The organism is Saccharothrix australiensis (assembly GCF_003634935.1).
Taxonomy (GTDB): Bacteria; Actinomycetota; Actinomycetes; order Mycobacteriales; family Pseudonocardiaceae; genus Actinosynnema; species Actinosynnema australiense.
On record NZ_RBXO01000001.1, the window covers coordinates 7,340,314 to 7,355,519 of the forward strand.

At 73.8% G+C, this 15,206-nt stretch carries 13 protein-coding genes; 5 read left to right on the forward strand and 8 right to left on the reverse strand.

From position 1 onward, the window contains the following. Positions 1-136: 136 nt before the first annotated feature. From C8E97_RS31295 to C8E97_RS31310, 4 genes are read right to left on the reverse strand one after another with little or no spacing between them, the layout of a single operon-like run. On the reverse strand, positions 137-445 hold the full coding sequence (locus tag C8E97_RS31295) for a hypothetical protein (RefSeq protein ID WP_147455279.1): 309 nt from the start codon (positions 443-445) through the stop codon (positions 137-139). Positions 446-479: 34 nt separating this feature from the next. After that, entirely contained in the window at positions 480-1,493 is a 1,014-nt protein-coding gene (gene meaB / locus C8E97_RS31300; RefSeq protein WP_121009336.1) for a methylmalonyl Co-A mutase-associated GTPase MeaB, read from the reverse strand. Then, positions 1,486-3,687: a methylmalonyl-CoA mutase gene (gene scpA / locus C8E97_RS31305; protein ID WP_121009338.1), complete on the reverse strand. Its 2,202-nt coding sequence runs from the start codon at positions 3,685-3,687 to the stop codon at positions 1,486-1,488. Before scpA ends, meaB begins: the two co-directional genes overlap by 8 nt. Beyond that, positions 3,684-5,456, reverse strand: coding sequence for a methylmalonyl-CoA mutase family protein (locus C8E97_RS31310; protein ID WP_121009340.1), 1,773 nt, complete (start codon positions 5,454-5,456; stop codon positions 3,684-3,686). The genes scpA and C8E97_RS31310 overlap by 4 nt, the downstream gene beginning before the upstream one ends. Positions 5,457-5,559: 103 nt before the next feature. On the opposite strand from C8E97_RS31310, the gene C8E97_RS31315 reads away from it, so the two are divergent. The 3 genes from C8E97_RS31315 to C8E97_RS31325 all read left to right on the forward strand — a co-directional run bounded on the left by C8E97_RS31315 (position 5,560) and on the right by C8E97_RS31325 (position 9,951). Beyond that, positions 5,560-7,320: a serine/threonine-protein kinase gene (locus C8E97_RS31315; RefSeq protein WP_121009342.1), complete on the forward strand. Its 1,761-nt coding sequence runs from the start codon at positions 5,560-5,562 to the stop codon at positions 7,318-7,320. Positions 7,321-7,534: 214 nt separating this feature from the next. Continuing rightward, entirely contained in the window at positions 7,535-8,338 is an 804-nt protein-coding gene (locus tag C8E97_RS31320) for a purine-nucleoside phosphorylase (protein ID WP_425470631.1), read from the forward strand. Continuing rightward, entirely contained in the window at positions 8,335-9,951 is a 1,617-nt protein-coding gene (locus tag C8E97_RS31325) for a phospho-sugar mutase (protein WP_121009354.1), read from the forward strand. Before C8E97_RS31320 ends, C8E97_RS31325 begins: the two co-directional genes overlap by 4 nt. Before the next feature lie 223 nt (positions 9,952-10,174). Here C8E97_RS31325 and C8E97_RS31330 read toward each other — a convergent pair whose 3' ends face one another. Then, complete coding sequence (locus tag C8E97_RS31330; protein ID WP_246019283.1) at positions 10,175-10,474, reverse strand: hypothetical protein; 300 nt, start codon at positions 10,472-10,474, stop codon at positions 10,175-10,177. Positions 10,475-10,797: 323 nt separating this feature from the next. Here C8E97_RS31330 and C8E97_RS31335 point away from each other — a divergent pair, with 323 nt between their 5' ends. Both C8E97_RS31335 and C8E97_RS31340 read left to right on the forward strand, forming a co-directional pair. Beyond that, positions 10,798-12,321: an alpha/beta fold hydrolase gene (locus tag C8E97_RS31335; protein ID WP_121009360.1), complete on the forward strand. Its 1,524-nt coding sequence runs from the start codon at positions 10,798-10,800 to the stop codon at positions 12,319-12,321. Between the two features lie 178 nt (positions 12,322-12,499). After that, the gene (locus C8E97_RS31340; protein WP_121009363.1) at positions 12,500-12,949 is read left to right on the forward strand and encodes a flavodoxin family protein; all 450 of its coding nucleotides are present in this window, start codon (positions 12,500-12,502) and stop codon (positions 12,947-12,949) included. 47 nt (positions 12,950-12,996) lie between these two features. Here the strand turns inward: C8E97_RS31340 and C8E97_RS31345 are convergent, their stop codons facing one another. The 3 genes from C8E97_RS31345 to C8E97_RS31355 all read right to left on the reverse strand — a co-directional run bounded on the left by C8E97_RS31345 (position 12,997) and on the right by C8E97_RS31355 (position 15,175). Then, a complete protein-coding gene (locus tag C8E97_RS31345; RefSeq protein WP_121012798.1) occupies positions 12,997-13,905 on the reverse strand; it encodes an aldo/keto reductase in 909 nt (302 codons plus the stop codon). A gap of 315 nt (positions 13,906-14,220) precedes the next feature. Further along, on the reverse strand, positions 14,221-14,604 hold the full coding sequence (locus C8E97_RS31350) for a type II toxin-antitoxin system death-on-curing family toxin (protein WP_121009366.1): 384 nt from the start codon (positions 14,602-14,604) through the stop codon (positions 14,221-14,223). A gap of 364 nt (positions 14,605-14,968) precedes the next feature. Beyond that, positions 14,969-15,175, reverse strand: coding sequence for a type II toxin-antitoxin system VapB family antitoxin (locus tag C8E97_RS31355; RefSeq protein WP_121009369.1), 207 nt, complete (start codon positions 15,173-15,175; stop codon positions 14,969-14,971). Between the last annotated feature and the right edge of the window lie 31 nt (positions 15,176-15,206).

Genomic DNA, 15,206 nt, shown 5'->3' on the forward strand with positions numbered 1-15,206 from the left:
GCCGGTCGAACGGCTGCGCCAAGCGGTGCGCGAGTTTCGGTCAGACCGATCAAGTCCGCGCAGAAACCCCTACAGGAGGACCAGATAACGACGAGTGAATCTCATGTTCTGGGATTCAGGTCGCCCCCACGACCTCTCAGCCGGCTTTCTTGGCCTTCCGCCACTTGTCCCACCGCTTCTTGTTACGCCAGTAAACGAGGGCGAACAGGACCAGCGCGATACCACCGATCCACAACTTCCTCCTGGTCTCGGTGGTGACGCCCGTCTGGTCCTGCTGGGGTGCGTCGACCTCCGGCCCAGGTTGGACCGATTCAGTCGGCTGGGCCGCGGCGACGTGGGCGGTCCGGTCCGGGAGGGTGGCGTTCGCCACACCGGTCACGCCGAACGCGCCGACCACCACGAAGAGGCACGCCGCGAGCACAGATCGCAACAGGGTCACGGTCACCAACACTAGTCATCGCCCACTCTGGATACCACTGTCAGTGGTCATCCAAACCGGTGGCTTCTTCACTTCCCGTGAACGCCGCCAGGATGCGCTCCGCCGCCAACGTCGCGGTGAGTTCCCCTTCTCGCACCCGGCGCTCCAGTTCGGGCGCCAACGCCCGCACCGCGGTATTCGCGCGCAGGCCGCGGAGCACCTGGTCCTCGACCATCGCCCACGTCCACTCGACCTGCTGGCGGCGGCGGCGTTCCGCCAGTTCCCCGGCGTCCCGCAAAACCTCCTGGTGCTTCTCGACCTGCCGCCAGACGGTTTCCAGCCCGTCACCGGTCAAGCCGCTGCACGTCAACACCGGCGGGTGCCAGCGGTCCTCCGGCGGGCGCAGCAGGCGCAGTGCGCCCGCGAGTTCGCGGGCGGCTTTGCGCGCGTCCGATTCGTGCGGGCCGTCGGCCTTGTTCACCGCGATCACGTCCGCCAGTTCCAGGACGCCCTTCTTGATGCCCTGGAGTTGGTCGCCGGTGCGCGCGAGCGTCAGGAAGAGCGAGCAATCCGTCATGTTCGCCACCGCGACCTCGGACTGGCCGACGCCGACCGTCTCGACCAGGACCACGTCGTAGCCGGCCGCCTCCACCAGGACGATCGACTCGCGGGTGGCCCTGGCGACCCCGCCGAGCGTGCCGGACGTCGGCGACGGCCGGATGAAGGCCGCGGGGTCCACCGCCAGCCGCGCCATCCGGGTCTTGTCGCCGAGGATCGAGCCGCCGGTCCGGGTGGACGACGGGTCGACCGCCAGCACCGCCACGCGGTGGCCCAGCCCGGTCAGCATCGAGCCGAACGCGTCGATGAACGTCGACTTCCCGACGCCGGGCACGCCCGTGATGCCGATCCGGTGCGCGCCGCCCGCGTGCGGCAGCAGCTCGACCAGCAGCTCCTGCGCCCGCGCCCGGTGGTCCGCCCTGGTCGACTCGACCAGGGTGATCGCCCGCGCGAGGGTGCCCCGGTCGCCGGCGAGCACGCCCTTCGCGTACTCGCCGACGTCGACCGCCCTAGGCATGTCCGGGCTGACCGTGCCCCAGCCGCGCCGAGAGCCTGGCCAGCAGGTCGCCCGCCGCGTCCGCGATCACCGTGCCGGGCGGGAAGATGGCCGCCGCGCCCGCCGCGCGCAGCGCGTCGAAGTCCTGCGGCGGGATGACGCCGCCGACCACGATCATGATGTCCTCGCGCCCCAGCGCGGCCAGCGCCGCCCGCAGCGCGGGCACCAGCGTGAGGTGCCCGGCGGCCAGCGACGACACGCCGACGATGTGCACGTCGGCCTCCACGGCCTGGCGCGCCACCTCGTCCGGCGTCTGGAACAGCGGGCCGACGTCCACGTCGAACCCGAGGTCGGCGAACGCGGTCGCGATCACCTTCTGCCCGCGGTCGTGCCCGTCCTGGCCCATCTTGGCGACCAGGATGCGCGGCCGGCGGCCCTCCTCCTCCGCGAACGCCGCGACCGCGGCCTGCGTGCCCTCCACCGCCGACCTCCGCTCCGGGGACACCGTGCCGACCTCCTGGCGGTAGACGCCGGTGATCGTGCGGATCTGCGCCGAGTGCCGCCCCCACACCTTGCCCAGCGCCTCGGAGATCTCGCCGACGGTCGCCTTCGCCCGCGCCGCGTCGATGGCCAGCTCCAGCAGGTTGCCGTCCGAGCCCGCCGCGCGGGTCAGCGCCGCCAGGGTCGAGTCCACTTCGGACTGGTCCCGTTCTTCGCGCAACCGCGCCAGTTTCGCGAGCTGCTGGGCGCGCACGCCGGCGTTGTCCACTTTGAGCACCTCGATCTGCTCGTCGGACTCCACCTGGTACTTGTTCACGCCGATCACCGGCTGGCGGCCGGAGTCGATGCGGGCCTGGGTGCGCGCGGCGGCCTCTTCGATGCGCAGCTTGGGTATGCCCGCGTCGATCGCCTTCGCCATGCCGCCCGCCGCCTCGACCTCCGTGATGTGCGCCCACGCGCGGTGCGCCAGGTCGTGCGTGAGGCGTTCCACGAACGCGCTGCCGCCCCACGGGTCGATCACCCGCGTCGTGCCCGACTCCTGTTGCAGCAGCAGCTGGGTGTTCCGGGCGATGCGCGCGGAGAAGTCGGTCGGCAGCGCCAGCGCCTCGTCCAGCGCGTTGGTGTGCAGCGACTGCGTGTGCCCCTGCGTCGCGGCCATCGCCTCCACGCAGGTGCGGGCCACGTTGTTGAACACGTCCTGCGCCGTCAGCGACCAGCCGGACGTCTGGCAGTGCGTGCGCAGCGACAGCGACTTGGGCGACTTCGGCCCGAAGCCCTTGACCAGCTTGGCCCACAGCAGCCGCGCGGCGCGCAGCTTGGCGACCTCCATGAAGAAGTTCATGCCGACGGCCCAGAAGAACGACAGGCGCGGCGCGAACGCGTCGACGTCCAGCCCCGCGCCCCGGCCCGCCCGCAGGTACTCGACGCCGTCCGCCAGCGTGTACGCCAGCTCCAGGTCGGCCGTCGCGCCCGCCTCCTGCATGTGGTAGCCGGAGATCGAGATCGAGTTGAACTTCGGCATCCGCCGCGAGGTGAAGGCGAAGATGTCCGAGATGATCCGCATGGACGGCTGCGGCGGGTAGATGTAGGTGTTGCGGACCATGAACTCCTTGAGGATGTCGTTCTGGATGGTCCCCGCCAGCAGTTCCGGCGCGACGCCCTGCTCCTCCGCCGCCACGACGTAGAGGGCGAGGACGGGCAGCACCGCGCCGTTCATGGTCATGGACACCGACATCCGGTCCAGCGGGATGCCGTCGAACAGCTGCCGCATGTCGTAGATCGAGTCGATCGCCACGCCCGCCATGCCGACGTCGCCCGCGACGCGCGGGTGGTCGGAGTCGTAGCCGCGGTGCGTCGCCAGGTCGAACGCCACCGACAAACCCTTCTGGCCGGCCGCGAGGTTGCGGCGGTAGAAGGCGTTCGACTCCTCGGCGGTGGAGAAGCCCGCGTACTGGCGGATGGTCCACGGCTGGTTGACGTACATCGTCGGGTACGGGCCGCGCAGGAACGGCGCGATGCCGGGGTAGGTGCCGAGGAAGTCCAGGCCCTCGGTGTCGGCGGCGGTGTAGACGGGCTTGACGCCGATGCCCTCGGGCGTCTCCCACACCAGCGCGTCCGCGCCCTTGCCGGTGGCCTCGTGCAGCGCTTCCTGCCACTGCCCGGCCGTGCCCGCGGGCGGCTCGCCGAGGTCGATCGAGGCGAAGTCGGGGATCATCGCTCCACTCCGAGGAACTCGAGGGTGTGCTCCAGCACCCGCAGCGCCGGACTGCCGGTGTGGACGTACTCGTCGATCCGGGCGGCGGACTCCTTCCCCGCCAGCAGGACGCGCTCCGCGCCGGCCGCGCGCAGCGCCTCCGCGACGGGCGCGGCCAGTTCGGCGTAGGCGCTCTCGCTACCGCACAGGCAGGCGATCCGCGCCCCGCTCCGCCGGAACGCCGCGACGACGTCCTCGACGGTCTCGGTCGCGCCCGCCTGCGGCGTCGCGATCCCGCCCGCCTGGAACAGGTTCGCGGCGAAGGTCGCCCGCGCGGTGTGCGCGGCGACCGGGCCCAGCGTGGCGAGGAAGACGGCGGGTCGCTCGGGCGCGGCGTCCGCCGCGTCCCGCAGCGCCTCGAACGCCTGCGCGTACCGGACGCGCGGCAGGCCGCCGGACGGTTCCGCCGGCGCGGGCCGCCGCACCACGGGCGCCTCGTCCGGGTTCGGGAACTCGCTGACCCCGGTGATGGCGTCGGTGCGGTCGGCCAGGTTCGCGACCCGCCGCTCCCAGGTGGCCGCGATCCGGTCCGCCACCAGGTCGAACGCGCCCGGCAGGCCGCCCGCGGCCTCGATCTCCCGGAACCACGCCCAAGCCGCGTGCGCGAGGTCGTCGGTGAGCCGCTCGACGTACCAGGAGCCGCCCGCCGGGTCGATGACGCCCGCCAGCCTGGACTCCTCCAGCAGCAGCGCCTGGGTGTTGCGCGCGATGCGCCGCGAGAAGTCGTCCGGCAGGCCGATCGCGTGGTCGAAGGGCAGCACCGTCACCGCGTCCGCGCCGCCGAGCCCAGCCCCGAAGCAGGCCACGGTGGTGCGCAGCATGTTCACCCACGGGTCGCGGCGGGTCATCATCGCGGGCGACGTGACGGCGTGCTGCGCCTGCGGCGCCGGCGCGCCCGCGACCTCGGTCACGCGGGCCCACAACCGCCGCGCGGCGCGGAACTTCGCGATGGTGAGGAACTGGTCGGCGGTCGCCGCGTACCGGAACTCCAGCAGCCGCGCCGCTTCCGCCGCGGACAGGCCGAAGCCGGTGAGCGCGCGCAGGTAGGCGACACCGGCCGCGAGGGACGCGCCCAGTTCCTGCGCGTCGGAACCGCCCGCCTCGTGGAACGGCAGGCCGTCCACCACGACCACGCGCAGCCCCGGGAACCGCCGCGCCCGCGCCACCAGGTCGCGCAGCGCGGCGAGGTCGGCGTCCGCGCCGGTGCGCGCCCGCACGCCGAGCGGGTCCGCGCCCACGTTGCCCCGGACCTCGCCGGCCGGCACGGGCCGCCGGTCCCAGACGTCGAGCATCGCGAGCCCGGCCGCCCGGAAGTCCGCGCCGGCGTCGACCACGACCGCCGCGAGGTCCAGGTGGACGTCGGCGAGCAGGTCGTCCAGGCGGTCGGCGGGCACGTGCCTGAGCCACAGCGACGTGACGCCGTTCTCCAGGTCCGCCAGCAAGGCGGCGGGGTCGGGGGCCACGTGCTGCTGCCGCACGTCCCAGCCGCCGGTGACGCCCTGCGGCCGGCCGCCCCTGGTGAACGGCGCGAGGCCCGGAAAGCCGCTCGGCGGGGCGGTGTCGGCGGCGGTGTAGAGGGGCTGGACGCGGATGCCGTCGTAGGTCGTGGTCACCAGCGACTCGAAGTCCGCGCCGGACTTCCGGAGCACGCCCTGGACCAGTTCCAGCCACTGCTCCCGGTCGGGAGCGGGGAATTCGGCGGCCAGCGCCAGTTCGCCAGTCGGCTCCATCATGCTCCGCAGGTTACCCACTAGTAGTGCGGCGGCCGTGTGAGTTCCACCGCCGGAAACGATGCAGTCAGTGTTCCACGTGGCGGGGGCGCGCTGGTGGAGAATGCTCCAGGTGGACACCGAACGCCTGGTCGCGGGCCGCTACCGGCTGCGCCACGTCCTGGGCAGGGGCTCGATGGGCACGGTGTGGGCCGCGCACGACGAGGTGCTGCGCCGCGACGTGGCGGTGAAGGAGGTGCTGGTCCCGCCGGGCATGCCCGACTCCGAGGCCGACCTGCTGCGGGAGCGCACGCTCCGCGAGGCGCGCTCGGTGGCCCAGCTGACTCACCCGAACGTGGTCACCCTGTACGACGTGGCGCAGATCGACGGCGACCCGTACGTGGTGCTGGAACTGGTGCCCTCCGAGTCGCTGGCGGACCTCGTGCGCCGGCGCGGACCGCTCGACGCCGCGCAGGGCGCGGTGGTCGCCGACGCCGTGGCCGCCGCGCTGGAGGCCGCCCACCGGGCCGGGATCACGCACCGCGACGTGAAGCCGGGCAACGTCCTGGTCGCGCACGACGGCCGCGTCAAGCTCACCGACTTCGGCATCGCGCGCAACGTCGCCGAAGCCACCCTCACCGGCCGGGGCATCGCGCTCGGCACGCCCGCGTTCATCGCGCCCGAGGTCGCGGCGGGTGGCACGGTGTCCGCGGCGGCCGACCTGTGGTCGCTGGGCGCCACCCTGTTCGCGGCCCTGACCGGGCGGGAGCCGTACGACGGCGCGAACGTCATGCGGATCATCCACGAGGTGGTCAACGGCGAGCCGCCGCCGGCCGACGAGTGCGGCGACCTGGCGCCGGTGGTGGCGGGACTGCTGGTCAAGGACCCCGAGGCGCGGACGCCGCTGGCCGAGGTCCGCCGCCGGGTGCGCCCGCTGCTGCCCGAGCCGGGCGTGGACGTGTTCCCGGCCGACGCCGACACCCGGCCGACGCCGGTCGCCGAGGCGGTCACCACGCCGGCCGCCGAGGCGGGTGCCGAGTCGGCGGCGGGGCCGCGCCCCTTCGGCCGGCCGCTGGTCAAGGCGCCCATCCCGCCCGACACGCCGCTGGCCGACGACCCCGGACCGCTGCCGTTCGAGGTCGCGCCGAAGCGGGCGGCGCCACGCCCGGCGGTGCCCGCCCTGGTCGTGGTGGCCGCGCTCGCCCTGTTCGTCGTCGGTGGTGGGGCGGGGTTCGCCGTGACCAGGACGTTGGCCGGCGCGTCCCTGCTGCCGCCGGCCGCGGTGGGCGGCCCTTCGCTGCCCGCGATCACCGATGACGCGCAGGTGCGGCCGACCACGGTGTCGGCCGCCACCGCGAACGACGCGCCGGGCGCGCGGTTCACCATCTCGGTGGGCGCGGACTGGACGAGCTTCGTGGAGCAGCGGGCCAACAACGGCCTCGCGCCCAGCACCGTCGTGCACTTCGTCGCGCCGACCGGCGCGCACGAGGTGACCGTGCAGCGGTTCGCCGACTTCTACCCTGGCCGCTCGACCGGCCAGTACCTGTCCCTGGTCCGGGACCGCTGGCCGGAGGGCCGGTACTTCGGTGAGGCGATCGACGTCACCGACCCGCTGGACCCGAACGCGCCCGAGCCGCCCGTGCAGTTCAGCTACCGGACCGTGGAGAAGGCGATCGCGCCGGGCGACGGGTCCGACGGCGCCGGCCCGGACCTGCGGCGGTCGCGGTACTCGCGGGTCCTGCCGCGCGGGGCGGACCTGTGGGTGGTGGAGGTCGTGTTCCCGACCGAGCAGGAGGAGGTCGGCCGCAGCAAGCTGTTCGACACGATCGCGAATACGCTGTGTCCAATTGGCCCGACTCCGTCGGGCGGCTCGGCCGCCTGTTAGTCGGCGGCTCACGGGAATGCGTTGGATTGGCCCGACTCCGTCGGGCGGCTCGGCCGCCTGGAAGTCGGCGGCTCACGGGGCGAGATCTGCCGATCGAAAAGCGTGATCGACAGATCTCGCGCCGTGAACCACCGACGCGGCCTCGCGGGAGTGCGGGCTGGCCCTGCGGGGTGGGCGGCGGCGGGGTGGGGGTTTGGATATTAGGCTCGCGGCCGTGACCGCCATCAGTGAAGACAGCGCCCTCGAAGCGCAGGCCGCCGCCGCGCTCGCCGAGCGGACCGGTGTGGACCGGCACGACATCGCCGTCGTCCTCGGGTCGGGCTGGCGGCCCGCCGCCGACGTCATCGGCGAACCCTCCGCCGAGGTGCCGATGGGCGAGTTGCCGGGCTTCGAGCCGCCCACCGCGTTCGGTCACGGCGGGACCATCCGGTCGGTGCCGGTCGGCGACAAGAGGGTCCTCGTCCTGCTCGGCCGCACGCACGGTTACGAGGGCAAGGGCGTCCAGAAGGTCGTGCACGGCGTGCGGACGGCCGCCGCCGCGGGCGTGCGGTCGGTGGTGCTCACCAACGCGGCGGGCGGGCTGCGGCAGGGCATGTCCGTCGGCCAGCCGGTGCTGATCAGCGACCACCTGAACCTGACCGCCTCGTCGCCGCTGGTCGGCGCGCGGTTCGTCGACCTGACCGACCTGTACTCGCCGCGCCTGCGCGGCCTCGCGCGGGAGATCGACCCGTCGCTGGAGGAGGGCGTCTACGCCGGGCTGCCCGGACCGCACTTCGAGACGCCCGCCGAGATCCGGATGCTGCGCGGGATGGGCGCGGACCTGGTCGGCATGTCGACCGTGCTGGAGGCCATCGCCGCGCGGGCCGAGGGCGTCGAGGTGTTCGGCTTGTCGCTGGTGACGAACCTCGCGGCGGGCATCACCGGTGAGCCGCTCAACCACGAAGAGGTGCTGGAGGCCGGGGCCGCGGCGGCCGGTCGGATGGGCGCGCTGCTGCGGGAACTGGTGACCAGGGCATGACGTTGACCCCGGCGCTGCGGGACGCGACCTTCCGGTGGATCGCCGACGACCCCTCGCCCGAGACGCGCGCCGAGTTGCAGGGCGTGCTGGCGCGGGCGATGGGCGGCGACGCGGCGGCCGAGGCCGACCTCGCGGACCGGATGGCGGGCACGCTGACGTTCGGCACGGCCGGGTTGCGCGGTCCGGTGCGGGCCGGCTCGAACGGCATGAACCGGGCGGTGGTGATCCGCGCCACGGCCGGGCTGGCGGCGTGGCTGACCGCGCGCGGGGAGACCGGCACCGTGTTCGTGGGCCGGGACGCCCGGCACGGCTCGGAGGAGTTCTGCACGGCCGCCGCGTCGGTGCTGGCCGCCGCGGGCTTCACGGTGCGGGTGCTGCCGGGGCCGCTGCCGACGCCCGTGCTCGCGTTCCTGGTGCGCAGGCACCGCGCGGTCGCGGGCGTGCAGATCACCGCGTCGCACAACCCGCCCGCCGACAACGGCTACAAGCTCTATCTCGCCGGCGGCGGGCAGATCGTGCCGCCCGCGGACCGCGAGATCGAGGCGGCCATCGCCCGGGTGCCCGCCGCGGTGTCCGTGCCGCTGTCGGACGACTACCTGCCGGTGAGCGACGCCGAGGTGGACGAGTACGTGGAGCGCGTCGCGTCGCTGCCCCGCGGCACGGCCCGCGACCTGCGGGTGGCGTTGACGCCCATGCACGGCGTCGGCGGCCAGATGGCCGTGGACGCGTTGCGGCGCGCGGGCTTCACCGACGTGCGGGTGGTGCGCGAGCAGGCCGTGCCGGACCCGGACTTCCCGACGGTCGCGTTCCCGAACCCGGAGGAGCCGGGCGCGGCCGACCGCCTGCTGGAGCTGGCCGCCGCCGAGGACGCCGACCTGGCCATCGCGCTGGACCCCGACGCGGACCGGTGCGCGCTGGGCGTCCGCGAGCGGGACGGTTCGTGGCGGATGCTGCGCGGCGACGAGACCGGCGTGCTGCTCGGCTCACTTGTCCTGTCCACTGTGGACACGCCGGATCCCTTGGTGGCCACGACGATCGTGTCGTCGTCGCTGCTGAAGTCGATCGCCGCCGCGCACGGCGCCCGGTACGCCGAGACGCTGACCGGCTTCAAGTGGCTGGTGCGCGCGGGCGACGGCCTGGTGTTCGCGTACGAGGAGGCGCTGGGCAACTGCGTCGACCCGCAGCACGTGAACGACAAGGACGGCATCTCGGCGGCCGTCGTGGCGTGCGACCTGGCGGCCGGGCTGAAGGCGGCCGGGCGGACGTTGCCGGACGCGCTGGACCAGCTCGCGCTCGACCACGGGCTGCACCTCACCGACCAGGTGTCGTTGCGGTTCACCGACCTGAGCCACATCGGCGCGCTGATGGCGCGGCTGCGCGGCGACCCGCCGGCCGGGTTCGCGTTCGAGGACCTGCTGCCCGAGGCGGACGTCGTGCGCCTGACGGCCGACGGCGTGCGGGTCGTGGTGCGGCCGTCGGGCACCGAGCCGAAGTTGAAGGCGTACCTGGAGGTCGTCGAACCGGTCGACGACCTCGCCGACAGCCGGGTGCGCGCGGAGGAACGCCTGGCGGCGCTCCGGGCCAGGGTCTCCGAGCTGCTCGCGCCGCAGTAGCGGGCCCGGTTGCCGAGCTGCTCGCGCCGGTGTGGCGGGCCGGGCTCCCGAACGGTTCGCGCGCCGGTGGCGGATCGGCGGCCGAGCGGCGGGCGGGGTGCTCCGGGTGTCCGGCGCGGTGCCGCGCCGGACACCGTGATCGGGGCTCGCCGCGATCGGGACGCCGTGTCGGTCACGACGCGGCGGCGGTCAGGACGCCGTGTCGGTCAGGACACCGTGTCGGTCAGGACGCGGCGGCGATCAGCAGGCACAGCACCGCGACGGCCAGCGCGCCGCCCGCCACCAGCCACGGCCGCTTGGTGGGCGGGCTGACCCGGTCGCCCGTCACGGCGGCGACCGCGATCCGCCCGGCGATGTAGCTCAGCGTCGACAGCGCCACGCCGGTCGCGAGGATCATCGTGTTGACGTCCCACGGGCTGTGGTCGATGCCCGGCCACAACGCCAGGGCCACCAGCGGCAACCCGATGAGCCCCAACCCGATGCCGACGCCACCACCCCAGGTGATGCGCCGATTCCGCGTCATGGTGGCGATGCTGCGAGTTTCCATGTCTCCCTCCCGGTCACCTACAAGGACGTGCGGGCGCCGTGCCGGTTCCGTCGGTGGGCCGCACGAAGCGCGGGGAGCGTCGTCGGCGCGTCACCTTCCGCGTTGCCGAGCCTACCGAGCGCGTTCTCGCGAGCCGACCTCACCGGACCTCGCGGAAGGGCGCTTCGCGGCGGCCCGACGTCCGGGGTGGGGACAACCCCCGAGGCGGGTGTGGAGCGCGCCGGATGGTTCCGGGCCACGCCCGCTCGTAACTTCGAGCCCGACGCCGGCGCGGGCCGGCGCGGGCAGACGGGGACTCGATGACACGACTCACCACCGCCGCGACCGCGCTGGCCGCGGCGGCCGGTCTGCTGGGCGGTGCCGGCGCGGCGGCGGCCGCACCCGTCGACGCGGAGGGCGCGCGGGGCGGTCTGAGCCGGTACTACCACCAGCGCCTGGACTGGACCGCGTGCGACCACGAGGAGTTGGACGCCGCCGGCGCGCGGTGCGCGAACGTCACCGTCCCGGTGGACTACGCGAAGCCCGGCGGTCGGACCATGACGGTGGTGATCTCGCGGCTGGAGTCGACCGACCGGCAGCAGCGGCGCGGGATCATGCTGTCCAACCCCGGCGGCCCGGCCGCGCCCGGCCTGGCCATGCCGCTGGACATCCGGCAGAAGCTGAGCCCCGAGGTGCGGGCGCGGTTCGACCTGATCGGCATGGACCCGCGCGGTGTCGGGCGCAGCTCGCCCCTGGACTGCGGGTGGAAGGTCGGCCCGGCCCTGCGGTCGGCCGGCTTCGACCGCGCCGGGTTCGACCGCGTCGTCGCGTTCCAGCAGGACCTGGCGCGGCAGTGCGTCGAGCGGGAGGGCGACCGGCTGAAGCACGTCAACACCCGCGCCACCGCGCACGACCTGGACGTGGTCCGGGGCGCGCTCGGCGAGCGGAAGGCCGGCTACATGAGCTGGTCCTACGGGACCTACCTGGGCGCGGTGTACACGCAGATGTTCCCGCACCGCGTCGACCGGGTGGTGCTGGACAGCGCCGTCAACCCGCGCCGGTACGGCTACCCCATGTTCCAGGACATGGGGCCGGCGAGCGAGGCCGCCGTGGACGAGTGGGCGGCGTGGACCGCTCGGCGCGACGCCCAGTACCACCTGGGCACCACGGCCGCGCAGGTGCGCGCCACCGTCGAGGGCCTGGTGAAGCGGGCCGCCGAGCAGCCCATCCGGGTCGGTGACAAGCTGGTGGACGAGCACCTGGTCCCGATGGTGCCGTTCGCGGGCATGATGGGCCCGGAGCGCTGGGACGCCACGGCCACGAACATCCGCACGCTCGTCGACCTCGCCGACGGCAAGCCCGTCACGCCGGGCCCGGCCCTCCTCGGCCTCCTCGGCGCCCTCGACGGCCCGAACCCGGACCCCGACGGCGACAGCGTGAGCGGCGTGCTGTGCGGTGACACGCGCGCGCCGCGCGACATCGAGCACTACTGGCGGGAGATCGAGCGCAACCGCGCCTCGCAGCCGCTGTTCGGGGCGCTGGTCAACAGCATCACGCCGTGCGCCTTCTGGCCGGACCCGAAGGAGGAGCCGACGGTCGTCGCCAACCGCACGCCGGCGCTGATCGTGCAGGCCACCGGTGACGCCCGCACGACCTACCAGCACGGCCTGGACCTGCACAAGGCCATGAAGGGGTCGCGCATGGTCACGCTGGAGGACGTCCCGGTGCACGCCGTGTTCGGCTCCTCCTACTCCAACGCCTGCACGGACGCCGCGGTGAACAAGTACTTCGAGACCGGTCGGCTGCCCAAGTCCGACATCACCTGCCGCGAGGACGAGAAGTAGGGAGGCGGTCGTACGCGGCAGCGGTGCGGTGGCTCCCCGGCCACCGCGCCGCTGACGCGCACCCCCGCCACCGCACGGCTGACGCGCACCCCGGCCACCGCACGGCTGACGCGTCCTCGCTCGTCGCCGAGCCCGCCGAGCGCTTGCGGATCGGTGGGTCGCACGGGAGCCTGGCCGCGTGCCGAGGCTGCTGATCGTCCACCACACGCCGTCACCGAACCTCCAGGCGATGTTCGAGGCCGTGGTCTCGGGCGCGACCGACCCCGAGATCGAGGGCGTGGAGGTGGTCCGCCGGCCGGCCCTCGCGGCGACGCCCTCGGACGTCCTCGCCGCCGACGGCTACCTCCTCGGCACCCCGGCCAACCTCGGCTACATGAGCGGCGCGCTCAAGGTGTTCTTCGACGTCGTGTACTACCCGTGCCTGGACGCGACGCGCGGCCGGCCCTACGGCCTCTACGTGCACGGCAACAACGACACCGTGGGTGCGGTGCGCGGCATCGAGGGCATCGCCGGCGGCATGGGGTGGAACAAGGTCGCCGAGCACGTCCTCGTCACGGGCGAACCGGACAAAGCCGCTCTGGCGGCGTGCCGGGAGCTGGGCGCGACGGTCGCCGCCACCCTGCTGTGACCCGGCCGCCGGGCGGTGCACGACGCCCTCGTGCACCGCCCGCCGTCCTACATGTTCGACAGCCGCAGCATCTCCGGCGGGTAGCGGTCGCCGGCGGCCGCGGGCGCGGCGGCCTCGATCGCACGCAGGTCGTCGGCCGACAGGGTCAGGCTCGCGGCGGCGACGTTCTCCTCCAGGTACTTCACCCGCTTGGTGCCGGGGATCGGCACGACGTGCTCGCCCCGGTGGTGCACCCACGCCAGCGCGAGCTGACCGGGTGTCACGTCGCGCTCCGCGGCCAGCGCCCGGAGCGCCTCCACGATCGCCAGGTTGCGCACGAGGTTGTCCTCGGCGAACCTCGGCATGGCGTGGCGGGAGTCGCCCTCTTCCAGGTCGGCGAGCGACGTCACGCGACCGGTGAGGAAACCGCGCCCCAGCGGGGAGAACGGCACGATGCCGATGCCCAGCTCCGCGCACGCGGGCGCGACGACGGCCTCGATGTCCCGCGTCCACAGCGACCACTCGCTCTGGAGCGCGGTGATCGGGTGCACGGCGTGCGCCCGGCGGATGGTCTCCGCGCCGGCCTCGGACAGGCCCAGGTGGCGGACCTTGCCCTCCCGCACGAGGTCGGCCATCGCGCCGACGGTCTCCTCGATCGGCACCGCCGGGTCGACCCGGTGCTGGTAGTAGAGGTCGATGTGGTCCACGCCGAGCCTGCGCAGCGACGCCTCGCACGCCCGCCGCACGTAGGCGGCGTCACCGCGCGGACGGCGCTCCGGGTCGGCGAGCCCGAACTTCGTGGCCAGCACGACGCGGTCGCGGCGGTCGGCGATGGCGCGGCCCACCAACTCCTCGTTCGCGCCCGCGCCGTAGACGTCCGCCGTGTCGAGCAGCGTCACGCCCAGGTCCAGCGCCCGGTGGACGGTCCTGATCGACTCGGCGTCGTCGCCCTGGCCGTAGGACTGGCTCATGCCCATGCAGCCCAGGCCCTGCGGTCCGACTTCGAGGGTGCCCAGCAGTGTCACGCGGTGATCCCCTTCCACGAACGTGTGCTCGATCCGCTCCTGATGCGCGATCTGGTATTCCAGCACGTCGAGGGGGGACTTCGCGCCGCACTTCCCACGCGGGCGGCCCGGCGGGCGCGCGCCGGGGGCGACCCGTCGGACCGGGCGCCGAGGCCCGCGGGGCCGATCCGACCGGACCCGCGCCGGGGCGAGCGGCCGGGACCCGCGCCGAAGGCGGTCCACCGCGACTCGCGCGCCGAGGCCCGCGGGGGCCGATCCGGCCGGGGGTCAGTCGTCCTTCGGCGTGCCCCACGCCTCCAGGCGGGCGGCCGTGCCGGCCACGTCGATCTGCTCGCGGCCCAACGCCCGGACCAGGTCGAGCGCCTCGTCCTCCTCCGCGTCGACCCACCAGCCGTTGATGTCGCACAACGTCACGGCCGCGACCCAGCCCAGCCTCCAGTTGCCCTCGGCCAGCGGCCGGGTACGCACGATGGAGTCGAGCAGGGCCGAGGCTTTCAGCCAGAGCGTCTCGTATGCCTCGACGCCGAGCACGGTGGCCCGTGGGCGGTGTGCTGCGGAATCGAGGAGACCTAAGTCGCGCACGACCAGATCCCCACCGGTGACGGCGGTCGCCAGCACGAGCAAGTCGCCGGCGTCGAGGTAGTTGACCACTGCTTGACGCGCTCCCTGTCCTGAGCGGCGGGGATTCCGGCACGGCCACACCGCGCCCGGGGTGCCGCCGGCACCACCACCCACCACTTCAGGTCCGTATCGCCTGACCGCCGAACCGGCGGCGAGGATGTTGACGGCCTCGCGGGGCACCGGGGTGCACTCCGGACGCGGCCCGATCTTCAGGGGCGCACCATACCGGGGTGCCGGCGGTCGGCGTGGACGTTCACCCCGGTGCACGCGCGCGTCGGGGTGGTTACCTCGATTGAGCTGCACCAACGCAGACTATCGAACATCAGTTCGAACCGCGGGGCACTTCACTGGAACGTGTGGACCAGTCACGTACGCCGGATGCCGAACACGCGCCTCAAGCCGAGCCCAACCGGTCGAGCAACCCGCGGTACTTCGGCAGCACCCGCCCGAGGACCTCGGAGAGCTGCTCCTCCTTCTGCAACCGCGCCCACCGCTCCGCCAGCGCCAGCCGGACGACCTCCTGCTTGGAGCGGCCCTCGGCGGCGGCCAGCTCGCCGAGCCGCCGGTTCTCCTCATCGCTCAGCCGCAGCGTCATCGCCATGCCCAGGACGGTACCAACTTGGTACCACAGT